Raw genomic sequence first — 20,633 nt, forward strand, 5'->3', positions numbered from 1 at the left:
GGCTGAGGCGCGCACGCGGGGATGGACGCGGTGGTCGCCGCGACGCCCGGTTACGCGTCGGCCCAGCGGCGCAGGAGGTTGTGGTACACGCCGGTCAACTCGATCACGGAGCGGTCGGCGCCGCCCAGTTCGGCAGTGAGGCGCTGCACCGACTGGTCGAGGTCGAACAGGATGCGGCGCGCGCTGTCGTCGCGGATCATCGACTGGAGCCAAAAGAACGACGCGACGCGGGTGCCGCGGGTGACCGGGGTGACATGGTGGAGGCTGGAGGACGGGTAGAGCACGGCGTGGCCGGCGGGAAGCTTCACCCGCTGGACGCCGAAATGGTCCTCCACCACCAGTTCGCCCCCGTCATACTGGGCGGGATCCTCCAGAAACACGGTCATCGACAGGTCGCTGCGGATGCGGAACTCCGTGCCGCGCTGGATGCGGATCGCATTGTCGACATGGGTGCCGAAGGTCTGGCCTTCGCCATAGCGGTTGAACAGCGGTGGGAACACCTTGAGCGGCAGCGCGGCGGCAAAGAACAGCGGCGACTTGCCGAGCGCGTCTAGCACCATCGCTCCGGCTTGCTGCGGGGCGGGGCTGGTTTCCGGCAGCTGCTCGTTCTTCTTGGCGAGCGCGGACTGGTGGCCCGAAGTCGCGTTGCCGTCGATCCACTCGGCCGCATCGATCAAAGCGCGCAGCTGCTGGAGCTTGGCGGCGTCGAGCAGGTCGGGGATCGCGATCATCATGGGCTTTGGCCTTGGTTGGCGGGGTGACCATAAGGCTAAACGGGCGGAGGGCCCCTGGGGAAGACCCTCCGCCCGCGCCTTGCCGCTCCGTTAGAAGCGGTAGTTGATCGTCAGCACCGCCGCGCGCGCGTCGCCCGGCGTCGCCCAGCCATTCTGGCGGATGCGCGTGAAGTAGAGCTCATCGGTGAAGTTCTTGACGTTGAGCTGTGCCGACAGGGTCTTGGATATGTCGTAGGCGAGGTAGGCGTTGTGGACGAGGTAATCGTCCGCCTGCGCCACGCCCCGCGTCGCGGCCGTTGGCAGGCTAAGCGCGATGGCTCCCTGATAGGTGAGCCCATAGCCGATGCTCAACCCGAACGGCAGCTTGTAGGTGGTGAACAGGCTGCCGGAATGTTCGGGCGTGTTCGCGAGCCGGGCGCCGGCACCCGGATCAGGGAAGGCAACGCTGTTGCCACAGTTCGCCGCGCCGGGATTGTTCAGGCAGAAATTGGACACCGACTGGATCAGCTTGCCGTCGAGATAGGTGTAGTTGGCGGTGATCGACCAGGCGTTGGTGATCCGGCCGACCGCGCCGATCGCGATGCCATCGACGCGCGAATGGCCGTCCATCTGCTGGTCGGGGATGCCGGGTTCGTTGGAAGCGACGCGGTAGCTGTCGCGTTCGTTGCGGAACACAGAAGCGGTGAGCAGCAAGCGGCCGTTCGCCAGCTCGGCCTTGGCGCCAAGCTCGTAGTTCTTGGCGCTTTCGGGCGTGGTGACGCAGGTAGTGGTGGTAGCGCCATTCTCGCCCGCCACGGTGCACGATCCGTTGACCGAAGACTGCGACGGCGTTTTGGAATTGCCGTACGCCGCATAGAGGCTGACCGCTTCGACTGGCTTGTAGACCAGGCCGACGCGGTACGAGAACAGGTCGTTGTCGTTGTACAGGCGGGTGGCGGTGGGGGCGCTCAGGCTGGAGCCGTGGTTGCTTTCCCAGCGGACGCCGCCGTTCAGCTCGACCTTGCCCAGGCGCATCGTGTCGAACAGGTAAAGCGCGTAGTTGGTGACTTCGCCGGTCTGACGGCCGGTATAAGTGTAATTGACCGGGCCGGTATAGGTGTTGCTGCCATACACCGCGCCGGGCAGCGCGGGGCCCTGCACCACGTCATATGGATTGGCGATGTTGATAAAGGGGTAGTGCTGGTTGGCGTTGGGCGCGGCGGGGTTGAAGGCATAAGGGTTGCCCCCTGCTGCGTCGCGTAGCGCGTTGCCGGTGCGCAGCGTGTACTTTTCCCAGCTTACCGATCCGCCGAGCGTCGCGGTGTGCTCGATCGCGCCGGTGTTGAACGTCGCGCGCAGATCGAGCTGGTCATACATCAGCTCGTTCCTGGAATTGCGCAGGTTTCCGCGCGGGCCGCCGATCAGATAATAGCCGGCGGGCACGGTGATGTTGAGCACCTGGCCAGGGCCGGTACGGGTATCGAGGTCGACGACGCAGCTGCCGCCGCTGGGCGTGCGGTTGTTGTCGAGGCAGTAGGTGCCCTGGGGCGGCCCGACGGTGGTCAGCTGGCTGACCTGCTGCCAGCGCGCGAGGTTGCGCACCGACACCGTGTCGCTGATTTCGTGGTCAAAGATCATCGTTGCCTGATCGACATCGATGTCCTGCCGGTCGACGTTGCGATAGCCGTAGTAATTCTCGCGATCGACTCCCGGGATCAGGCCGTCATACACGTCGTTCTGGAAGTAGGGGATCCCGTATTGCGGCACGTTGCGGTCCTCCTGGTGGAGATATTGCAACGTCACCCTGGTCGGCCCCTCGATCCCGATCGCGACCGAAGGTGCCACGCCCCAGCGCTTGTTATACTCGATGTCGCGCCCGGGAATGTCGTTGCGGTGAACCATCGCGTTCAGGCGCACGGCGATCAGCTCACTGGCGCGCAGGTTCGCGTCGATCGTGCCGCGATAATAATCGGGCGTGCCGACGCCGCCGGTGACGACGACGCGGTGCTCGGCAAGCGGACGCTTGGTGACGATGTTGATCGATCCGCCCGCCGAGCCCGCGCCATTCTGCACCGAATTGGCACCGTTGACGATTTCGAGCTGTTCCAGGTTGAACGAGTCCGAGCGGCTATAGGCGGCGCTGTCGCGCACCCCGTCCTGGGTGATGTCGCTGGAAGCCGAAAAGCCGCGGAAATTGATCTGGTCGCTCGGCGGGGTGCCGCCCTCGGCGGCGCCAAAGGTGATGCCCGGCACCGTCGAAAGCATGTCGCGCAGGGTGAGCAGGTTCTGCTGCTCGATCGTCTCGGCGGTGATCACGGTGATGGTCTGCGGGGTGTCGCGGACCGGACGCGTGGCCTTGGGCGTCTCCTGGTGCGGCTGATAGGCGTCGCCGGTGATGATCACATCCTCGCGGTTCTGCTCCCGAGCGGCCTGGTTCTGGTCGGTGGCCGGATCCTCCGCGGCATGAGCAGGCGCGCTGGCGATAAAGCCGACACAGGCGAGCGCCAGGAATGCGGGCGCGCCGGCGCGCGCCGCAGGACGAGGTTGGTGCACAGAATTCCCCCTCTGTTTTTTTCGAACTATTGCAGAGTCGATTATTGCGACCCGTTCGCAGAGTCAATGCTAATGCGACTAGATCGCATCTTTGTCAGCGTGCGGTTATGGCCGCTCCACGAACAACCAGGTTCGGATCGCGCTGGCGAGATTGGGCGAGTCGTCCTTCGTGATGCGGGCATGGTCGATCGCCGCGACCAGCGCGCTGAGCGGCAGCGCCCGCGCCGCGGCCTGCGCCTCCAGCGCCTGCCAGAACACGGGCTCCAGGCTGATCGAAGTCTGGTGTCCGGCAATGGTGATCGACCGCTTGACCGGTCCGCGAAAGCCTCCCGGCGGCGGCTCCAGTGTCATTCGGTGTCGAACAGCGACGCCAGCTGCTCGACCATCGTTCCGGCCAGCTGCTCGGCATCCATGATCGTCACCGCGCGGCCATAATAACGCGTCACGTCATGGCCGATGCCGATTGCCACCAGGCTGACCGGCGAGCGCGCCTCGATCCAGCCGATCACCTGGCGCAGATGCCGTTCCAGATACGATCCCGAATTCACCGACAGCGTGGAATCGTCCACGGGCGCACCGTCGGAGATCACCATCAGGATCTTGCGATCCTCGGGCCGCGCAATCAGCCGGCTGTGCGCCCACAGCAGCGCCTCACCGTCGATATTTTCCTTCAGCAGCCCTTCGCGCATCATCAGACCCAGGCTGCGCTTGGCCCGCCGCCAGGGTTCGTCGGCCTGCTTATAGACGATGTGCCGCACATCGTTCAGGCGCCCGGGCTGCGCGGGCCGCCCCTCGGCCAGCCACTTTTCGCGCGATTGCCCGCCCTTCCAGGCACGGGTGGTGAAGCCCAGCACTTCGGTCTTCACCCCTACCCGCTCCAGCGTGCGCGCCATGATGTCGGCGCTGATCGCTGCGATCGAGATGGGCCGCCCGCGCATCGATCCCGAATTGTCGATCAGCAGCGTGACCACCGTGTCCTTGAACTCGGTATCGCGCTCGATCTTGTAGCTGAGCGATTGCGTGGGGTTCACCACCACCCGCGCCAGCCGGGCGGCGTCGAGCATGCCCTCGTCCTGATCGAAGTCCCAGCTGCGCGACTGCTGCGCCATCAGCCTCCGTTGGAGCCGATTGGCCAGCTTGGTCACCGCGCCTTGCAGATGCACCAGCTGCTGATCGAGATAGGAGCGCAGCCGGTCGAGCTCTTCGGCATCGCACAGGTCGGTCGCGGCGATCACTTCGTCGAATTGCGTGGTATAGGGCCGATAGTCGAACTGCGGCGGCAGGTCGCTGTGTGGGCGGTTGGGGCGATTGGGCACCATGCCCTCCTCGCCTTCGTCGCCCGGCTCGGCGTCGCCGTCGTCCGTCGCCTCGGATTGCTGCTGCTCGCCATCCTCGGTTTCGTCGGACTCGCGCTGCTCGCCGCGCGCCTCGACGTCGCCCTCGCCTTGCTCGGACTGGCTGTCGCCCTCTTCCTCGCCGGGCTGTTCCTGGTCGTCGCTGCCTTCGTCTTCCTCGCCGCCCTCATCGGCTTCGTCGGGCAGCACTTCGCCTTCGATCAGTTCCAGTTCCTGGAGCAACTTGGTGGCAAGCGCGGCATAAGCGCGCTGGTCGTCGACGGCGAGCGTGAGCGCGTCCAGATCGCCGCCGGCCTTTTTCTCCACCCAGTCTCGGATCAGCGCCAGGCCCATCGCCGCGCTGGCCGGCGCCTCGCGCCCGGTCAGCCGCTCGCGCACCATCAGCCCCAGCGCGGTGGACAGCGGCACTTCCTCTCGGTTGCGCGCGCGCGCAATCGGGTCGGAGCGCAGGCGAACGGCCAGCGCATGGTCGAGATTGTCGGCAATGCCGGCGTAACCGCGCCCGCCCAGCGCCTCGATCCGCGCCGTCTCCACTGCGTCGAACACCGCGCGCGCCACCGGCTCGGCGGGCGAACTGCGCAAATGCACGGCATTGTCGTGATGTCGCATGCGCAGCGCAAAGCTGTCGGCGAAACCGCGCGCCTCGGCCACCTGCTCGGCCGGAAGCCCGCGCGGCGGCATCGGTACCTTGATGCTGCGTCCGTCCTGACGCGGCGGATCGGCGGTAAAGCTCAGCTCCGCTTCCGCCTCGCCCGAAAGCGCGCGCGCAGTGCCGCCCAGCACGGCGCGGAATTGTTCAATCGGAGAGTCGGCAGCCATTTACCAGAACACCTTGCAACCAAATCGACCGATTTCCGGGTCGCGCGTGAGTACCGTCAGATCTTCCACCAGCGCCTGCGCTGCGAGCAAGCGGTCGAACGGGTCCCGGTGATCGCCGCCCAACAGACCGCCGCGCAAGCCATGGTCCGGCCGCACATCGAGCGGTTTGAACCCATCTTCCACAAGGCTCTGGCCATAAGTCTCGATGCGTGCACCCAAGGTCGGCAGCTTTCCAAAGCGAAACTTGGTTCCAAGTTCCCAGGCAGTGGCCGCGCTCACGAACACGTCGCTCTCCCGGGACTGAAGCACCGCAATCACATTCGGGGAAAGACGATCGGTCTGATCCCACCACCAGATCAAGGTGTGCGTATCGAGAAGATAGCGCACCCCGTCAGAGCCCGAACCGATCGAGTTCCTCGTCGGAGTAGAAGGGTTCGAACCATACCGAATCCGGTATGTCTCCGATCAGCCCCTTATACCGTCCCGGCGTGCGCGGAGGCAGCGCCTGGGGTGGCGTAAGCGGCACCAGCTTTGCCCAGGGCTCTCCCGCCTTGGCGAGCACGATCTCCTCGCCGGCATGCGCACGGTCCATCAGCTTGGAAAGCTGCGTTTTGGCGTCGTGGACGTTGAACGTCTTTTGCGGGTCGGCCTCTGCCATGGTCACCTCCAGGTGGACTAGGTTAAGTTAGTCCACCCCTGGATCGATCTCAAGCCTTGCCCACCACGCTCTCGGGCAGGTCCTTGCCGAACACGCGCTGATAATATTCGGCCACCTGCGCGCGCTCGGCCTCGTCGCATTTGTTGAGGAACGACAGGCGGAACGCGAAGCCGACATCCTTGAAGATGTCGGCATTCTGCGCCCAGGTGATCACGGTGCGCGGGCTCATCACCGTGGAAATGTCGCCGTTGATGAAGCCGCGGCGAGTCAGCTCGGCTACCCGCACCATGTTCTCCACCAGCTCCTTGCCGCCGGGCTTGTCATAGTCGCCCGACTTGGCAAGCACGATCCGCGCCTCGGTCGCGGCGGGGAGGTAGTTGAGCGTGACCACCACGTTCCAGCGGTCCATCTGGCCCTGGTTGATCTGCTGGGTGCCGTGATACAGCCCGCTGGTGTCCCCCAGGCCCACCGTGTTGGCGGTGGCGAACAGGCGGAAATACGGGTTCGGGCGGATCACGCGGTTCTGGTCGAGCAGGGTCAGCTTGCCCTCGGTCTCCAGCACGCGCTGGATGACGAACATCACGTCGGGGCGGCCTGCGTCATATTCGTCGAACACCAAAGCCGTCGGCGTCTGCAATGCCCAGGGGAGCAGGCCTTCGCGGAATTCAGTGACCTGCTGGCCGTCCTTCAGCACGATCGCGTCGCGGCCGATCAGGTCGATGCGGCTGATATGCGCGTCCAGGTTGATGCGGATGCACGGCCAGTTCAGCCGTGCCGCGACCTGTTCGATGTGCGACGACTTGCCGGTGCCGTGATAGCCCTGGATCATCACCCGGCGATTGTGCGCGAAGCCCGCCAGGATCGCGAGCGTGGTGTCGCCATCGAACACATAAGCGGGGTCCAGATCGGGGACGCGCTCGTCGGCCTCGCTGAACGCGGGCACTTCCATGTCGATGTCGATGCCGAACAGGTCGCGCACGCTCGCGGTCTTGTCGGGCGCCTGGAGAATGGTGGTTTCCCGGCTGTCGGGCTGGGCGTTGGGAAGATCGGCCATCAATGCAATCCGGTCACAAGGGGTTCGGCTCCGCCTAAGGCTTGGTGGCGTGCACCGCAACAGATAGGCATGGGTTCAGTCACGGGGGAACGCTGGAAGCCGGAAAAGGTCCACGAATTGCTGCGCCACGGCAAGATCGCCGGTGACCTCTACCTTCCCCGCCGCCTGCGAATCGGCAAGCGGCGCGGGGCCGTAGAACACCGCCGCCAGGGGTGAGGGCTCGCCCTCGAACCCCAGTTCCGCCCCGACGCACGGGGCACGCCGCACCGCCAGCTGACCATCGGCAATCAGGCCGCGAAACTCGTCGCCGCCGATGCGGAAGCCAAGATCGACCGACAGGGTCGCGGATGCCTGCGGGTCCATCATCGTGCGCAGCGACAGCATGAAGGCGGTGTTGCTCAGCGGCATGGTCACGTCGTGCGCCGGGGATCCTGCCGCCCAGCGGCTCAGCGCGAAGATCGGCGTCTCCAGCGCGCGCCCCCATGCCGTCAGCGCATAGACCTGCGCGCTGACCGGTGGCGGCAGCGTTTCGCGGCGGAGCACCCCGCCCTTTTCCAGCCCTTCCAGCCGCTGGGTGAGGATGTTTGCGCTCAACCCCGTCAGCGCGCCGCGTATCTCGCCGAAGCGGCGCGGGCCCAGCAGCAGCTCGCGAACGATCAGCAGCGACCAGCGCTCACCGATCAGATCCATCGCCAGCGCAGTTCCGCACGCGTCCTGGTACCAACGGCGCGCCTTGTTGAAATCGACCTTGGTTATTTTTTCTAACTCCTCAGTTGTTTTTTGTAACCACAGCATGCATCCAGTGCAACAAGACGATTCGCGAACACAGCGTTTCCAAAAGGGAGAGGATGATGCCGAAGATGCTCTTCGTGAATCTGCCGGTGGCGGATGTGGCTCGGGCGACTGCGTTTTACACCGCGATCGGGTTCACCAAGGACGAGCGCCTGAGCAACGATCAAGGCTCGGCGATGACGTGGTCCGACACGATCAGCGTCATGCTGCTCAGCCACCAACTCTATGACAGCTTCATGCCGCACAAGGCGATCGCCGACACGTCAAAGGTCAGCGAGATGATCCTCTGCCTTTCCTTCGACAGCCGCGAGGCGGTCGACGCCGTGGTGGAGCGTGCGGTGGCTGCGGGGAGCAAGGGCGACGTCAACGAACCGGACGACCACGGCTACATGTATGGCCGTTCGTTCGAGGATCTCGACGGCCACAGCTTCGGCCCGTTCTTCATGGACATGGAAGCCGCTATGGCGGCGATGTCCGCCGAACCCCAGGCGGCCTGAGTCATGTCGGGCAAGATCAGACCATCCCTCTGGTATCATGGCGATGCGGAGGCGGCGGCGCGCTTCTACGTGTCGCTGTTCCCCGACAGCCGGATCGACCGGGTGGTGCATGCGCTCACCGACACGCCCGTCGGGCCAAAGGGCAGCGTGCTGGTGGTCGAGTTCACCCTTGCAGGCCAGCCCTACATGGCGCTGAACGGCGGCCCGGAGTTCCGTTTCACCGAAGCGGTATCGCTCCAGATCCTGGCCGAGGATCAGGCGGAGACCGACCGTCTGTGGAATGCCCTGACCGCCGATGGCGGCGCGGAGAGCATGTGCGGCTGGTGCAAGGACCGCTGGGGCCTGACCTGGCAAGTCACGCCGCGCCGGCTGATGGAACTCAACACCGATCCCGACCCGCAGCGTGCCCGCCGCGCGATGCAGGCGATGATGGGGATGCGCAAGATCGACATCGCCACACTGGAACGCGCCGCCAACGCCAGCTGAGGAGAGAAGCCATGCCTGTGGATCCCGCAAGCGACATTGAAGTCACCGCCTTCGACTGGGTGCCCGATTTCGTCCGCAGCTATGTGCGCGATTTCCGCGTGCGCTGGGCGCTGGAAGAGGCCGGGCGGCCCTATCGCACTCGCCTGATCAGCGCCGAGGAGCGGCCCCAGGCCTATTTCGCCGAACAGCCTTTCGGTCAGGTCCCGGCCTATCGCGACGCGCAGGTGCAGTTGTTCGAATCCGGCGCGATCGTGTTGCATATCGGGCAGGACTGCGCCGCGCTGTTGCCCGGTGACACTGCCGCGCGCGCGCGCGCCACCGCCTGGCTGGTCGCCGCGCTCAACAGTGTGGAACCGATGCTGATGGAGTTGGCGATGGTGGACGTCTTCGCCCGGGATGAGGAATGGGCGGCGCTGCGCCGCCCCAGTCTGATCGTGGCGATCCGGACACGGCTGAGCTATCTGTCCGATGCGCTGGGCACCCGCGACTTCCTGGAAGGGGCCTTCACCGCCGGCGACCTGATCATGGCGTCGTCGCTGCGCATGCTCGATTCCACCGATCTTGTGGCCGAACACACCAATCTCGCCGCGTATCAGCGCCGCTGTCTCGACCGGCCCGGCTTTGCCGCCGCCGTGGCCGCGCAGCTGACCGACTTCCGCGACGAAGCACCCATTGCAGCCTGAAGGAGGAACCGACATGCCCTATTTTGACGGATTTCTGGTGCCGGCCCGCGACCGGCAAGGCTATATCGAGATGGCCGAACGCTGCGCCCCGATCTTCATCGAACATGGCGCGCTCGAGGTAATGGAGGGCTTTGGCCAAGACGTGCCGCGTGGTGAAGTCACTGACTTTTACCGCGCCCTGAAGGCCGAAGACGGCGAAACGCCGGTATTTTCGTGGATCATCTGGCCCGACAAGGCGACGCGCGATGCCGGCTGGGAAAAGGTGATGGCAGACCCGCGAATGGCGCCGCCCGCGGACATGCCCTTTGACGGCAAGCGCAATTTCTGGGGCGGTTTCGAACCGGTCGTCCATCGCCGTGCCGGTGGAGAAGTGGCATGAGCAACCCGCACGGCACCCCGATCTGGTACGAACTCACGACGTCCGATCCGCAAGCGGCCGCGGCGTTCTACACCCATGTCGTCGGCTGGAGCGCGGCCGGATTCGGCGGGGCGGCGCTGACCAGCCCGGAGGACTATTGCATCCTGACCGCGCCTGATGGCCAGGGGGTCGGAGGCGTAACGACCTCAGGGAAGAGCTCGGCTTTCGCGCCCGGCTGGGGCGTCTATATCGGCGTGAACGACGTCGATTTCTGCGTCGACCAGATAGTGGCCGCCGGTGGCAAGGTCCTGGATCCCCCCACTACGCTCGAAGGGGTAGGCCGCACCGCGCTGGTCTCCGATCCGCAAGGCATCAGCTTCCACCTGATGCGCGGCGCCAGCCCCGAACCAAGCCACGCCTTTGATCCCAAGGCAGTGGGCCGTTGCGCCTGGCACGAACTGATGACTCCCGACGACCATGCCGCACTGGTCTTCTACGCCGACCAGTTCGGCTGGACCCCCGACGGAGCAATGCCGATGGGCGACATGGGCGCATACAGCTTCGTCGCGCACCAAGGCGTGCAGATCGGCGCCATGATGCGCACGCCGCCGGGAGAACGGTCGGGCTGGCAATTCTACTTCCGCATCACCGGCATCGATGCAGCCCATGCTCGTGTCGAAGAAGCACGCGGCGCCGTCCATATGGGACCGATGGAGGTTCCAGGCGGCGAATGGATCGTGGTCGCCAGCGATCCGCAAGGCGCCCGCTTCGGGCTGGTCGGCACGAGGAGCTGAGACATGGCGGACACGAACTTCCACGAACTGATGATCGAGCGGATCATCGATGCACCGGTTGACGCAGTATGGCGCGCCTATACCGATCATCTCGGCGAATGGTTCTGCCCCACGCCGTGGCGCGCCGAAGTGATTGCGATGGACCTGCGGGCAGGCGGGCGATCGGCAGTGACGATGTACGGCCCGGAGGGCGAAGTGATGCCGAACGAGGGCGTGTATCTGGAAGTCGTGCCGCAGCGGCGCATCGTCTTCACCGATGCCTTCAGCCAAGGCTGGAAGCCGGCTGGCCCGTTCATGGTGGGTATCTTCGAATTCGAGCCCGAAGGCGGGCGCACCCGCTATCGAGGTGCCGCCCGGCACTGGACCGCCGACGCAAAGGCGCAGCATGAGGCGATGGGATTTGCCGACGGTTGGGGCAAGGTGGCGGAACAGTGGGAGGCAGTCGCCAGGCGCATCGCCGCCCTCTGATCCGGATCAAGCGAAAGCCGGCGACTCCCGGAGCAGCTGATATGCGTCGATCACGCGCCGCAACCGACCCTCGTTGCTGCGGTCCCCGCCGTTGCGATCGGGATGGAATTTACGAACCAGCTCCGAATAGCGTCTGCGGAGCGCCGCGCGATCTGCGTCGAGGTCGAGGTCGAGCGTCTTCAGCGCCTCGCGGTCGGGCCCCGACAGCGGCTTGCCATCCTTACGTTCGCCGCGGTCCTTCACCCGATCGCGGAAGCGCGCGCCGATCGCGTCGAGCGGGTCGGCGAAATCGGCCCAGCGCGGCGGACGATCGGTCCCGCCGGTCGCGTTGAACGCGCGCGTTTCCCGCTCCCAGCCGGCGAGCGGCCGCTGCGCGTCGTGGATCTCGTCGGGGCTCATCCCCTTGAAGAAGTTATAGCCCGAATTGAACGCGCGGACATGCTCGAGGCAGAGCCAGCGGAACTGCGGCGGGCCATCGGCGGTGTGCCCGGTGCCACCGAGCGGCGGCGCGCGGAACTCACCGGCCTGGTCACAGCCGGCTTCGGCGCACAGCCGTCCAGGCGCTTCCACGCGGCCATGGAAACGGGCACTCGGACGATCTTTCTTGGGCTGGCTGCTAGCCACGCGACTCCCTCGGGCAAAGGGTCTATATAGGCGCGATGACCGACCTCGCCAGCGGCCCCTTGGCCGATCTAATCGCCGCTCGTCTTGCCACCTCGCTCAACCCGACGCAGCTTCACGTTTCCAATGACAGCGCCCAGCATCGTGGCCACCTGGGCGACGATGGCACCGGTGAGACGCACTTCACCGTCACGGTGGAAGCGCCTGCATTCACTGGACTTTCGCGCGTCGCGCGGCAGCGGCTGGTGAACCAGGCGCTTGCCGATCTGCTGGAAACCCGCATCCACGCGCTGGCCATCAAGGCGCGGGCGCCGGGAGACGCATAAGATGACCTATGACCTGTGGTACTGGCCGAGCATCCAGGGTCGCGGCGAGTTCGTCCGGCTGCCGCTGGAAGCGGCAGGCATCACCTATCGCGACCGCGCCCGCGAAGACGGCGCCCAAGCACTGATCGCCGACATGCAGGCACGCGAGCACCGCGGGCCGTTTGCACCGCCGTATCTCGTGAGCGACGGCATCACGGTGGCGCACGTCGCGAACATCCTGCTGTTCTTGGGCGAGCGCAAGGGACTGGCGCCGAGCGGCGACGCCGATCGTCTTTGGCTGCACCAGGTCCAGCTGACGATCGCCGATTTCGTTGCCGAGGTGCATCAGGTCCATCATCCGGTCGGCACCGGGCAGTATTACGAAGACCAGAAGACCGAAGCCGCGCGCTTCGCCGCGGAGTTCCGCAACGACCGCATGCCCAAATTCCTGAGCTATCTCGAAACCGCTGCGCAGGCGAATACCGGCGGCTGGCTGGTTGGCGATCGGTGGAGCTATGGCGACACGTCGCTGTTCCAGCTGATCGAAGGTCTGCGCTACATGTTCCCCAAGCGGATGCAGGCGATCGAGGGAGACTATCCAGCGCTGCTGGCGATCCATGGGCGTGTCCGCGAGTTGCCGGGCATCCGCGACTATCTCGCCAGCGACCGCCGCATCCCCTTCAAGCAAGACGGCATCTTCCGCCAGTATCCGGAGCTCGACGCACAATGAGCGACCTCGCCCCCGAAGACCTGATCCTCCACAGGATCGAGCCGACCACGCATGATCTGGGCGGGTTCAAAGTGCATCGCACCCTGCCCTCAAAGCCGCGAACGATGGTGGGACCCTTTATCTTCTTCGACCAGATGGGACCTGCGCGGCTGTCGGTTGGCAACGGCATTGACGTGCGGCCGCATCCACACATCAATCTGGCGACGGTGACGTACCTTTATGCCGGCGCGATCGACCATCGCGACTCGCTCGGCACCTTCGCGACGATCGCGCCGGGCGCGGTGAACCTGATGACCGCCGGGCACGGCATCGTCCATTCGGAGCGTTCGCCTTCGGCCGAGCGCGCAGTCGGGCCCGAGCTGTCGGGCATCCAGACCTGGCTGGCGCTGCCCGAGCGCAACGAGGACATGGATCCGGCCTTTGAGCATGTTCCGGCGGGTGATCTGCCAGTGATCGAGGCGGGCGGCGCAACCGCGCGCGTGGTGATGGGCGAGCTGTGGGGCGCATCTGCACCGACGACCAACTACGCCCAGACCATCTATGCCGACATCATGCTGGAACCCGGCGCCAGCATCCCGATCGATCCGGCAGCCGATGAGCGCGCGCTGTATGTCGCGATCGGCGATGCCACGCTCGACGGGCTCGAGCTGATGCCGCTGCGGCTATATGTGCTGCGTCCCGGCACGTCGGCGACGCTGCGATCCGAGCGTGGCGGGCGGGTGATGCTGTGCGGCGGCGAGGCGTTCACGACACCGCGCCATGTATGGTGGAACTTCGTCTCGTCGAGCCGCGACCGTATCAACCAAGCCAAGGACGATTGGAAGGCCGGACGCTTCCCCAAGGTGCCGGGCGACGACAAGGAATGGATCCCGATCCCCGAAGTGCCCAAGACCGTCAGCTATCCTTAGACGATGCGCACGCGGTTGAGCGTCTGCGCCCGCAAGCGGCGGCATGCGTCCGAGCAGGATGCCATCGCCGCCGCGATCCTGGCGAACATCGTGCTGCGTCCCTATCGTTGCGAGCGGTGCGGTCAATTCCATCTGACCAGCCGCACCAAGGGCAAGCGCCCGTTGCCGGGAACGGTGGTGGCCGCTCCTGCGTCTATCGACTGAATGGACGAACAGGAGGTTTCATGGAGCTGCAGCGCATTGCCCTGTCGACCGGCGTGGAACTGGACGTGGCCATCGCCGGCGGCCGCGCCAATCCCCCGGTCATCCTGCTCCACGGCTTCCCGGAATCGCACCACACCTGGCGCCACCAGATCCCGGAACTGGCGCGTGACCATTATGTGATCGCGCCCGACCAGCGCGGCTATGCTCGGTCGGCCAAGCCCGAGGGCGTCGATAACTACAGCGCGGACAAGATCATCGCCGATCTGATCGCGCTCGCCGACGCGCTGGAGGTGAAGCAGTTCACGCTGGTGGGGCATGACTGGGGCGGCGCCATCGCCTGGGGGGCGGCGATCCTGCATCCGCTGCGCGTGACGCGGCTGGTCATTCTCAACGCGCCGCATCCGCGCGTCTTTCAAAAGAGCCTGTATGACGACCGCGAGCAGCGCAAGGCGAGCCAGTATGTCAACTTCTTCCGCTCGACGACGATTGATCAGGGGATGACCGGGACGGCGCTGGAGCATTTCTTCGCATCGGACTTCGCCCAGCACGTGGTGGGCGGGATCGCTGGCGAGGAAAAGGCGATCTACATGGATCAATGGGGTCAACCGGGCGCGATGACCGCGATGCTCAATTGGTATCGCGCAAGCGGATTTGACGTGCCCAAGCCCGACGAGGAAGTGACGCGCCCGGCGACGCTCGACGGCCCATTCCCGCCCGTCACACAGCCGACGCTGGTGATCTGGGGCATGCAGGACAAGGCGTTGCTGCCGGTGCAGGTCGACGGGCTGCCGCCCTATGTGCCCAACCTTACCGTCGTGAAGATCGCGAATGGCGGGCATTTCATCCCATGGGAGAAGCCGGAGGCCGTGAACGCCGCATTGCGCGACTGGCTGTCCGCACAGGTTAGGCCGTAGGCTCATAAACTGAACGGTCGAGATCGGTGCAATGCGGACCGGCATCTGTGGACGCCCCTTCGGATGCAAGCGGTAAATCGGGGCATGTTGGCACGTAGTCGGATGCTGTCATCTGTCCGGCCTCGATGAGCAGCGCCACAGCTGCGGGCCAGTATGGGAGTTCGCGGACCGGATCCATTTCAGCTTTGCGCGCTTGGGTAGCGCTCTGCCAGTCACTGGTTCTTCCGGCCCCGTCTCGCCGACTGTTGTGCCATACCCTCCTTCGATCCGCCTACGTCCCCGACGCCTCTGGCTGCGGCCGCGGCTTACGCCGTGACCACCGCCGGAGCTCTGTAATCTTCGTTCCTGGTCAGCAGCGCCCAAACCATGCGCGCCATCTTGTTGGCAAGCGCGACCGAGACGAGCATGCGCGGCTTGCGCGCGAGCATCCGCTCCAGCCATGAGCCGGCTGGCGCGCCATTACGAAACGCCTGCCTCACCACCGCACTACCGCCGATGATGAGCAGCCGACGTATCGTTCGTTCTCCCATCTTCGAGATGCTGCCCAGCCGCTGCTTGCCGCCTGTTGAGTGCTGTCGTGGCGCAAGCCCGAGCCAGGCGGCAAAGTCGCGGCTCTTCGCGAACGTCTCAACGGGTGGTGCAAGTGGCACGATTGCCGTGGCGGCAATCGGTCCGATGCCGGGGATGGTCATCAGCCGGCGTGCCGCCTCGTCTTCCTTGGCACGTCGTGCGATCTCGCGATCAAGAGTGGCGACGCGCTTGTCCAGTTCAGCCAGCAGGTCGACCATGACCCTGAACATCGGCAGCGCTTCAGCTGGCAGCGATGAGGCCATTTCCTCGTCCTCCAGCATCTCGGCCAACAGGGTCATGTGCGCTGTACCGCGCGGCGCCACCCAGCCATATTCCGTCAGGTGACCCCGGATCGCGTTGATGAGCTGCGTTCGCTGGCGCACCACCAGGTCCGCGTGCGGAACACCAGCCCTGCGGCCTGCTGCTCTTCACTCTTCACCGCCACGAAACGCATGCCGGGACGCTGCGCCGCCTCGCAGATCGCCTCCGCGTCGATCGCGTCATTCTTGTGCCGCTTCACGAACGGCTTCACGTACGCCGGCGGGATCAGCCGCACCTCGTGACCCATCGTCTGGAGCTCGCGCGCCCAGTGATGCGCGCCTCCACATGCCTCCAGCGCCACCGTGCATCGCGGCTGCCCCGCAAAGAACTCGAGCAGCTTGCCCCGCGTCAGCTTGCGACTGAACACCATGGCGCCGCGCTCATCCGCACCGTGCGCATGAAAAACACTCTTGGCGATATCAAGACCGATTGTGGTAACTTCCGACACGGACGCCTCCCTCAAGTGGTGATCAACACCTCCACCTTGGCACATCGATGCCGTCGGGGGGCGTCCACCCCATCAGCTTTCAGCTTTCAGGAGTCGCAGGGCAGAAAGCGGTGCTCAGGAACGACTATACGCTGCACAACGACGCAGTCTCATGACCGCAAGCAATTCGAGTTTACCAAACCGGTCGTTCCATGAACGATCAGCGTTCGGCGGCGTTGAGCGTGCTTGTGCAAAGGAACGCGACATGAGCGACGGAAAAGTGCCGATGCCCGCAAGTGGGCAGAACAGCCCGAAGCTTCGCGGCGACGGGGTTAGCGATGTCGATACCCACGGGTTGGACGGCAAGAGCCAGTCTGATGGCGGTGCTTATGAGAACCCCCATACCGGCAAGGAAGCTCGTGGCGAAAGCGAAGGCTTCAAAGGAGGCCAAAGCACGCAAGGGTACTTCGGCAAGGGTCAAAACGACGGTGACAAGGTTGACCCGGAGGAACCCGGTGCGGTGGGCCAGGGCGGGCAGAAAAGCAGCTGATCCCGAAGATCAAGTAAACTGCCCTCGAAATTGTTGGTGAGGCTAAGGCCCACAGATGGGACGGTTGACTCTACACCAGCCGGGCGCTCGTCCATTCTGCCCCTGGGCACTGGACGCCATTCTGACGATTGGAGCGTCAGCTGTCCCTAGACGTGAACGCTGACCATTGCCTGCTTTCGGAAACGCAGCTGCTATGCTGAATGGCCGGCTGCGAGGCGTTTTCTTCCCTTCGCGCAGCGTAGTTGTGGAAGGCGTTGGCGAGCAGCTCGCCAACCGGCAACATCCTCACCCAGGCTCCTGTGTTGCGCCAAACAGGGCCGACCAGTAAAGCCCGGCATCCCATGCAAGAACCCCTGATCCTTGCCGTGCCGAAGGGCCGGATTCTAGAAGAAGCGTTGCCCCTGCTGGCGGCGGTCGGAATCGTGCCCGAAGCGGCCTTCAGCGATCCCGACAGCCGCGCGCTGCGCTTTTCCACCAACAATCCCGCGATCGACCTGATCCGGGTGCGCGCGTTCGACGTGGCGACCTTTGTCGCGCATGGCGCTGCGCAATTGGGGATCGTCGGATCGGACGTGCTGGCCGAGTTCGCCTATTCCGAGCTTTACGCGCCGGTGGACCTGGGGATCGGGCGCTGCCGCGTGTCGGTTGCCGAGCCAGTCGACATGGCGGAGAAGGACGATCCGCGTGGCTGGAGCCATGTGCGCATCGCCACCAAATATCCGCACATCACCCGCGCGCATTTTGAAGCACGGGGCGTTCAGGCCGAGTGCGTCAAGCTCAACGGCGCGATGGAGCTGGCACCGGTGCTGGGGCTCGCCCCGCGCATCGTCGATCTGGTATCGTCGGGCCGGACGCTCAAGGAAAACGGGCTGGTGGAAGTGGAAGTGATCGCGGAGGTGACCAGCCGACTGGTCGCCAATCGCGCAGCCTTCAAGACGCGAGCGAGCGAAGTGGTACCGCTAGTCGACGGATTTCGGAGGGCAGTGGCATGATCCGGCTGGACTCCACCTCTGCCGATTTCGGTTCCGCCTTCACCGCGCTGGTCAATGCGCGGCGCGAGGCGGATGCCGATGTCGCGCGCGACGTCGCGGCGATCGTGGCGCGGGTGCGCGACGAGGGCGACGCGGCGCTCCGCGACCTGACGCAGCGGTTCGACCGGTTCGACCTCGACGCATCGGGCTGGGCGATCGATCGGGCGCAGTGCCTGGCGGCGTATGAAGGGCTGAGCGGCACGCTGCGCGACGCGCTGGAACTCGCCGCCGCGCGCATCGCGGCGTACCACCTCAAGCAGGTGCCCGAGAACAGCGAGACGATCGACGATCTAGGCATTCGACTCGGCGCGCGCTGGCGGCCCGTGGATGCGGCGGGCGTGTATGTCCCGGGCGGCCGCGCAGCCTATCCGTCGTCGGTGCTGATGAACGCGATTCCGGCCAAGGCGGCCGGCGTGAAGCGGCTGGTGATGGTGACGCCGACGCCGGGTGGCGAGGTAAACCCATTGGTACTCGCCGCGGCGCATGTCGCCGGGGTGGACGAATTGTGGCGCGTCGGCGGCGCGCAGGCGATCGCGGCTTTAGCCTATGGCACCGACAAGATCGCGCCGGTCGACGTAATCACCGGCCCCGGCAACGCGTGGGTCGCCGAAGCCAAGCGCCAGCTTTACGGCGTAGTCGGGATCGACATGGTCGCCGGCCCGTCCGAGATCGTGGTCGTGGCCGACGCCAAGAACGATCCCGAATGGATCGCCGCCGACCTGCTCAGTCAGGCCGAGCATGACCCGACCAGTCAATCGATCCTGTTTACCGACGAAGCCGGCTTTGCCGATGCGGTTGCAGCGGCCGTGGACGCGCAGATCGAGCAGCTCGCGACGGGCGAAACGGCACGCGCGAGCTGGGACGCGAACGGCGCGATTGTGCTGGTGCCGAGCCTGACCGAGGCCATCCCGCTTGTCGACCGGTTGGCGCCCGAGCATCTCGAGCTCGCCTGCGACGAGGCCGACAATCTGTTCGAGTTGGTGCGGCATGCGGGTTCCGTGTTCTTGGGGCGGCACACGCCAGAGGCGGTCGGAGACTATGTCGCGGGACCCAACCATGTGTTGCCAACCGGGCGCCGCGCGCGCTTCGCCAGCGGGCTGTCGGTGCTCGACTTCATGAAGCGGACCAGCTTTCTGGGATTGGACGAACGCGGTCTGGCTGCTATCGGGCCCGCCGCGGTAGCCCTCGCCCAGGCTGAAGGGCTGCCGGCCCATGCCCGTTCGGTCGCGATCCGCCTGGACCGCTAAACTCCCTCGGCCTTCCTGCGTTGGATGCCGAGACAGAAGGATTCTTCGATGCCCAGTCCCAAGGCCCGCACGCGTTCCAAGGCTCGCGCCGCCGCGCGGCTTGCCGCCGTGCAGGCACTGTACCAGCATGAGATGGAGGGGACGCCGATCCCGTCGCTGCTCCACGAGTTCCACCAGCACCGGCTGGGCGCGACAATCGAGGACGAGGAATATGCCGAGGCGGACAACACCCTGTTCGACGACATCGTCAAGGGCGTGACCGCCCGGAGCGAGGAAATCGACCGAGTGATCGCGGGCAAGCTGTCGACGGGCTGGTCGCTCGAGCGCTTGGACAAGCCGATGCGCCAGATCCTGCGCGCGGGGACGTACGAGTTGATCGCGCGGCAAGATATCCCGGTGGGTGCGGTGATCAACGAATATCTCGACGTGACCGACGCATTCTACGACCGCCGCGAGAAGGGGTTTGCCAACGGCCTGCTCGATGCGGTCGCGAAGGAAGTGCGCGGTTGAAGTCCCTCGATCCTCCCCCGCACGGGGAGGGGGACCATGCGACGCAGTCGCGTGGTGGAGGGAGATCGGCGCTAGCGGGTGCGCGATGGCGCACCCCCTCCACCATACTGCGCATGGTACCCCTCCCCGGACCGGGGGGGATTTAGAGTGGACGAACTCGCCTTCATCGCGGCGCTGCGGGGGTTGCCGCTGCATCCCGGCGCGCAGAACCTGCGCGACGATTGCGCGCTGCTAGAGATCGGCGGCGAAACCATGGTGCTCACCCACGACGCCATCGCCGAGGGGGTGCATTACCGCCCGGGCACCGATCCTGCCGACATTGCTTGGAAGCTGGTCGCAGTGAACCTGTCCGATCTCGCATCCAAGGGCGCCGAGCCGATCGGGGTGCTGATCGGCGCGGCGTTGATCGACGGCAGCGCGCGCTTCGTGGAGGGTCTGCGCGATGTCCTGGAGCATCATGGCGTGACGCTGCTCGGCGGCGACACGGTTCGCCCGCAGGGGCCGGCAACCTTTGGCTGCACTGCGATCGGGCGCGCGACGACAACGCCGGTGCCGGCGCGGACGGGTGCTCGGGTTGGCGATGCGCTGTACGTCGCGGGAACGATCGGCGCGGCGATGCTCGGGTTCCGGGCCGGTGACGGCGCGGCCTATCTACGTCCGCAGCCTTTGCTGGCGGAGGGTCGCGCGCTCGCGCCGCTGGCACACGCCATGATGGACGTTTCGGACGGGCTGCTGCTCGACGCGAGCCGGATGGCGGCGGCGAGCGGGTGTACGGCGTCGATCAAATTAAACGCCGTCCCCTTCCCCACCGACCTGTCCACCGACGATCGGGCGGAAGCCACGCGCTGGGGCGACGATTACGCACTGCTGTTCGCCGCCACCATCGACGCGGTCCTGCCGGTGCCTGCGGTGCGCGTCGGCACGATGCTGGCAGCGGGAGAGCATCCGCTGCTGGTCGACGGCAAGGCGGCGGAAGGGTCGCTAGGATACGAGCACGGTTGAGCGGGTTGCACTGACCGGCACCCGTGTTACGCTCCCCTCCCTTCCGCAGATCGGCAGGAGACC

25 protein-coding genes and 2 pseudogenes are annotated in these 20,633 nt (G+C 65.6%); 16 read left to right on the forward strand and 11 right to left on the reverse strand.

Features of this window, described 5'->3' with window-relative positions; all coding sequences use genetic code 11:
- Nucleotides 1–50 precede the first annotated feature (50 nt).
- From FHT02_RS05905 to FHT02_RS05940, 9 genes and pseudogenes are all read right to left on the reverse strand, one after another.
- Complete coding sequence (locus FHT02_RS05905) at nt 51–734, reverse strand: Fe2+-dependent dioxygenase (RefSeq protein WP_184085533.1); 684 nt, start codon at nt 732–734, stop codon at nt 51–53.
- 90 nt (nt 735–824) lie between these two features.
- Nucleotides 825–2,615: a TonB-dependent receptor gene (locus FHT02_RS05910; protein ID WP_425506420.1), complete on the reverse strand. Its 1,791-nt coding sequence runs from the start codon at nt 2,613–2,615 to the stop codon at nt 825–827.
- A gap of 153 nt (nt 2,616–2,768) precedes the next feature.
- A pseudogene (locus FHT02_RS22200) lies at nt 2,769–3,266 on the reverse strand (TonB-dependent receptor plug domain-containing protein); the annotation flags it as partial.
- 105 nt (nt 3,267–3,371) lie between these two features.
- The gene (locus tag FHT02_RS05915; protein WP_184085537.1) at nt 3,372–3,617 is read right to left on the reverse strand and encodes a ribbon-helix-helix domain-containing protein; all 246 of its coding nucleotides are present in this window, start codon (nt 3,615–3,617) and stop codon (nt 3,372–3,374) included.
- Nucleotides 3,614–5,440 (reverse strand): cobaltochelatase subunit CobT, encoded by a 1,827-nt coding sequence (gene cobT / locus FHT02_RS05920; RefSeq protein ID WP_184085539.1) that lies wholly within the window; start codon nt 5,438–5,440, stop codon nt 3,614–3,616. Before cobT ends, FHT02_RS05915 begins: the two co-directional genes overlap by 4 nt.
- Nucleotides 5,441–5,827 carry a type II toxin-antitoxin system VapC family toxin gene (locus tag FHT02_RS05925; protein ID WP_343056844.1) on the reverse strand — a complete coding sequence of 129 codons (387 nt, stop codon included), beginning with the start codon at nt 5,825–5,827 and terminating at the stop codon, nt 5,441–5,443.
- 4 nt (nt 5,828–5,831) lie between these two features.
- On the reverse strand, nt 5,832–6,098 hold the full coding sequence (locus tag FHT02_RS05930; RefSeq protein ID WP_184085541.1) for a type II toxin-antitoxin system Phd/YefM family antitoxin: 267 nt from the start codon (nt 6,096–6,098) through the stop codon (nt 5,832–5,834).
- Between the two features lie 49 nt (nt 6,099–6,147).
- Nucleotides 6,148–7,152: a cobaltochelatase subunit CobS gene (gene cobS / locus FHT02_RS05935; RefSeq protein WP_184085543.1), complete on the reverse strand. Its 1,005-nt coding sequence runs from the start codon at nt 7,150–7,152 to the stop codon at nt 6,148–6,150.
- A 75-nt stretch (nt 7,153–7,227) separates the two neighbouring features.
- Entirely contained in the window at nt 7,228–7,947 is a 720-nt protein-coding gene (locus FHT02_RS05940) for a winged helix-turn-helix transcriptional regulator (protein WP_184085545.1), read from the reverse strand.
- Nucleotides 7,948–8,003: 56 nt separating this feature from the next.
- Between FHT02_RS05940 and FHT02_RS05945 the strand changes: the two genes are divergently transcribed.
- Genes FHT02_RS05945 through FHT02_RS05970 form a run of 6 tightly spaced genes read left to right on the forward strand, consistent with a single transcriptional unit; the run spans nt 8,004 to nt 11,230 of the window.
- Nucleotides 8,004–8,441 carry a VOC family protein gene (locus tag FHT02_RS05945; RefSeq protein ID WP_184085547.1) on the forward strand — a complete coding sequence of 146 codons (438 nt, stop codon included), beginning with the start codon at nt 8,004–8,006 and terminating at the stop codon, nt 8,439–8,441.
- 3 nt (nt 8,442–8,444) lie between these two features.
- Nucleotides 8,445–8,927: a VOC family protein gene (locus tag FHT02_RS05950; RefSeq protein ID WP_184085549.1), complete on the forward strand. Its 483-nt coding sequence runs from the start codon at nt 8,445–8,447 to the stop codon at nt 8,925–8,927.
- 11 nt (nt 8,928–8,938) lie between these two features.
- Complete coding sequence (locus tag FHT02_RS05955) at nt 8,939–9,610, forward strand: glutathione S-transferase family protein (protein WP_184085551.1); 672 nt, start codon at nt 8,939–8,941, stop codon at nt 9,608–9,610.
- 13 nt (nt 9,611–9,623) lie between these two features.
- Nucleotides 9,624–9,989 (forward strand): DUF1428 domain-containing protein, encoded by a 366-nt coding sequence (locus FHT02_RS05960; RefSeq protein ID WP_184085553.1) that lies wholly within the window; start codon nt 9,624–9,626, stop codon nt 9,987–9,989.
- Nucleotides 9,986–10,762, forward strand: coding sequence for a VOC family protein (locus tag FHT02_RS05965; RefSeq protein WP_184085555.1), 777 nt, complete (start codon nt 9,986–9,988; stop codon nt 10,760–10,762). The genes FHT02_RS05960 and FHT02_RS05965 overlap by 4 nt, the downstream gene beginning before the upstream one ends.
- Before the next feature lie 3 nt (nt 10,763–10,765).
- Nucleotides 10,766–11,230 carry an SRPBCC family protein gene (locus FHT02_RS05970; protein ID WP_184085557.1) on the forward strand — a complete coding sequence of 155 codons (465 nt, stop codon included), beginning with the start codon at nt 10,766–10,768 and terminating at the stop codon, nt 11,228–11,230.
- A gap of 6 nt (nt 11,231–11,236) precedes the next feature.
- On the opposite strand, the gene FHT02_RS05975 is transcribed toward FHT02_RS05970, so the two are convergent.
- The gene (locus FHT02_RS05975; RefSeq protein WP_425506413.1) at nt 11,237–11,854 is read right to left on the reverse strand and encodes a J domain-containing protein; all 618 of its coding nucleotides are present in this window, start codon (nt 11,852–11,854) and stop codon (nt 11,237–11,239) included.
- Nucleotides 11,855–11,889: 35 nt separating this feature from the next.
- Between FHT02_RS05975 and FHT02_RS05980 the strand changes: the two genes are divergently transcribed.
- The 5 genes from FHT02_RS05980 to FHT02_RS06000 are packed head-to-tail and all read left to right on the forward strand — an operon-like array spanning nt 11,890 to nt 14,912.
- Nucleotides 11,890–12,177, forward strand: a complete 288-nt coding sequence (locus FHT02_RS05980; protein ID WP_184085559.1) for a BolA family protein — start codon at nt 11,890–11,892, stop codon at nt 12,175–12,177.
- 1 nt (nt 12,178) lies between these two features.
- Nucleotides 12,179–12,886 (forward strand): glutathione S-transferase, encoded by a 708-nt coding sequence (locus tag FHT02_RS05985; RefSeq protein ID WP_184085562.1) that lies wholly within the window; start codon nt 12,179–12,181, stop codon nt 12,884–12,886.
- A complete protein-coding gene (locus FHT02_RS05990; RefSeq protein WP_184085564.1) occupies nt 12,883–13,794 on the forward strand; it encodes a pirin family protein in 912 nt (303 codons plus the stop codon). The genes FHT02_RS05985 and FHT02_RS05990 overlap by 4 nt, the downstream gene beginning before the upstream one ends.
- Nucleotides 13,795–13,797: 3 nt before the next feature.
- Nucleotides 13,798–13,998 (forward strand): hypothetical protein, encoded by a 201-nt coding sequence (locus tag FHT02_RS05995; protein ID WP_184085566.1) that lies wholly within the window; start codon nt 13,798–13,800, stop codon nt 13,996–13,998.
- A gap of 20 nt (nt 13,999–14,018) precedes the next feature.
- Nucleotides 14,019–14,912, forward strand: a complete 894-nt coding sequence (locus FHT02_RS06000) for an alpha/beta fold hydrolase (RefSeq protein WP_184085568.1) — start codon at nt 14,019–14,021, stop codon at nt 14,910–14,912.
- A 305-nt stretch (nt 14,913–15,217) separates the two neighbouring features.
- Here the strand turns inward: FHT02_RS06000 and FHT02_RS06005 are convergent.
- Nucleotides 15,218–16,251 (reverse strand): annotated as a pseudogene (locus FHT02_RS06005) (IS110 family RNA-guided transposase).
- Between the two features lie 151 nt (nt 16,252–16,402).
- On the opposite strand from FHT02_RS06005, the gene FHT02_RS06010 reads away from it, so the two are divergent.
- The 5 genes from FHT02_RS06010 to thiL all read left to right on the forward strand — a co-directional run bounded on the left by FHT02_RS06010 (nt 16,403) and on the right by thiL (nt 20,570).
- Nucleotides 16,403–16,780, forward strand: coding sequence for a hypothetical protein (locus FHT02_RS06010; protein ID WP_184085570.1), 378 nt, complete (start codon nt 16,403–16,405; stop codon nt 16,778–16,780).
- 341 nt (nt 16,781–17,121) lie between these two features.
- Nucleotides 17,122–17,772 (forward strand): ATP phosphoribosyltransferase, encoded by a 651-nt coding sequence (hisG, locus tag FHT02_RS06015; RefSeq protein WP_184085572.1) that lies wholly within the window; start codon nt 17,122–17,124, stop codon nt 17,770–17,772.
- Nucleotides 17,769–19,058: a histidinol dehydrogenase gene (gene hisD, locus FHT02_RS06020; protein WP_184085574.1), complete on the forward strand. Its 1,290-nt coding sequence runs from the start codon at nt 17,769–17,771 to the stop codon at nt 19,056–19,058. The genes hisG and hisD overlap by 4 nt, the downstream gene beginning before the upstream one ends.
- A 48-nt stretch (nt 19,059–19,106) precedes the next feature.
- Complete coding sequence (nusB, locus tag FHT02_RS06025) at nt 19,107–19,568, forward strand: transcription antitermination factor NusB (protein WP_184085576.1); 462 nt, start codon at nt 19,107–19,109, stop codon at nt 19,566–19,568.
- Between the two features lie 147 nt (nt 19,569–19,715).
- The gene (gene thiL, locus FHT02_RS06030; protein WP_184085578.1) at nt 19,716–20,570 is read left to right on the forward strand and encodes a thiamine-phosphate kinase; all 855 of its coding nucleotides are present in this window, start codon (nt 19,716–19,718) and stop codon (nt 20,568–20,570) included.
- Nucleotides 20,571–20,633: the final 63 nt, after the last annotated feature.

Source organism: Sphingomonas xinjiangensis (assembly GCF_014199255.1).
GTDB lineage: Bacteria > Pseudomonadota > Alphaproteobacteria > Sphingomonadales > Sphingomonadaceae > Sphingomonas > Sphingomonas xinjiangensis.

Bases quoted from the DNA above. Each gene is read 5' to 3' on its own strand.
- FHT02_RS05950 (WP_184085549.1), top strand. From the start codon at position 8,445: ATGTCGGGCAAGATCAGACCATCCCTCTGGTATCATGGCGATGCGGAG.
- cobS (WP_184085543.1), bottom strand. From the start codon at position 7,152: ATGGCCGATCTTCCCAACGCCCAGCCCGACAGCCGGGAAACCACCATT.
- FHT02_RS05915 (WP_184085537.1), bottom strand. From the start codon at position 3,617: ATGACACTGGAGCCGCCGCCGGGAGGCTTTCGCGGACCGGTCAAGCGG.
- hisG (WP_184085572.1), top strand. From the start codon at position 17,122: ATGCAAGAACCCCTGATCCTTGCCGTGCCGAAGGGCCGGATTCTAGAA.
- FHT02_RS05990 (WP_184085564.1), top strand. From the start codon at position 12,883: ATGAGCGACCTCGCCCCCGAAGACCTGATCCTCCACAGGATCGAGCCG.
- FHT02_RS05930 (WP_184085541.1), bottom strand. From the start codon at position 6,098: ATGGCAGAGGCCGACCCGCAAAAGACGTTCAACGTCCACGACGCCAAA.
- FHT02_RS05980 (WP_184085559.1), top strand. From the start codon at position 11,890: ATGACCGACCTCGCCAGCGGCCCCTTGGCCGATCTAATCGCCGCTCGT.
- hisD (WP_184085574.1), top strand. From the start codon at position 17,769: ATGATCCGGCTGGACTCCACCTCTGCCGATTTCGGTTCCGCCTTCACC.
- FHT02_RS05970 (WP_184085557.1), top strand. From the start codon at position 10,766: ATGGCGGACACGAACTTCCACGAACTGATGATCGAGCGGATCATCGAT.
- FHT02_RS05945 (WP_184085547.1), top strand. From the start codon at position 8,004: ATGCCGAAGATGCTCTTCGTGAATCTGCCGGTGGCGGATGTGGCTCGG.
- FHT02_RS06010 (WP_184085570.1), top strand. From the start codon at position 16,403: ATGACCGCAAGCAATTCGAGTTTACCAAACCGGTCGTTCCATGAACGA.
- cobT (WP_184085539.1), bottom strand. From the start codon at position 5,440: ATGGCTGCCGACTCTCCGATTGAACAATTCCGCGCCGTGCTGGGCGGC.
- FHT02_RS05965 (WP_184085555.1), top strand. From the start codon at position 9,986: ATGAGCAACCCGCACGGCACCCCGATCTGGTACGAACTCACGACGTCC.
- nusB (WP_184085576.1), top strand. From the start codon at position 19,107: ATGCCCAGTCCCAAGGCCCGCACGCGTTCCAAGGCTCGCGCCGCCGCG.
- FHT02_RS05910 (WP_425506420.1), bottom strand. From the start codon at position 2,615: ATGGTTCACCGCAACGACATTCCCGGGCGCGACATCGAGTATAACAAG.
- FHT02_RS05985 (WP_184085562.1), top strand. From the start codon at position 12,179: ATGACCTATGACCTGTGGTACTGGCCGAGCATCCAGGGTCGCGGCGAG.
- FHT02_RS05905 (WP_184085533.1), bottom strand. From the start codon at position 734: ATGATGATCGCGATCCCCGACCTGCTCGACGCCGCCAAGCTCCAGCAG.
- FHT02_RS05995 (WP_184085566.1), top strand. From the start codon at position 13,798: ATGCGCACGCGGTTGAGCGTCTGCGCCCGCAAGCGGCGGCATGCGTCC.
- FHT02_RS06000 (WP_184085568.1), top strand. From the start codon at position 14,019: ATGGAGCTGCAGCGCATTGCCCTGTCGACCGGCGTGGAACTGGACGTG.
- FHT02_RS05955 (WP_184085551.1), top strand. From the start codon at position 8,939: ATGCCTGTGGATCCCGCAAGCGACATTGAAGTCACCGCCTTCGACTGG.
- FHT02_RS05960 (WP_184085553.1), top strand. From the start codon at position 9,624: ATGCCCTATTTTGACGGATTTCTGGTGCCGGCCCGCGACCGGCAAGGC.
- FHT02_RS05940 (WP_184085545.1), bottom strand. From the start codon at position 7,947: ATGCTGTGGTTACAAAAAACAACTGAGGAGTTAGAAAAAATAACCAAG.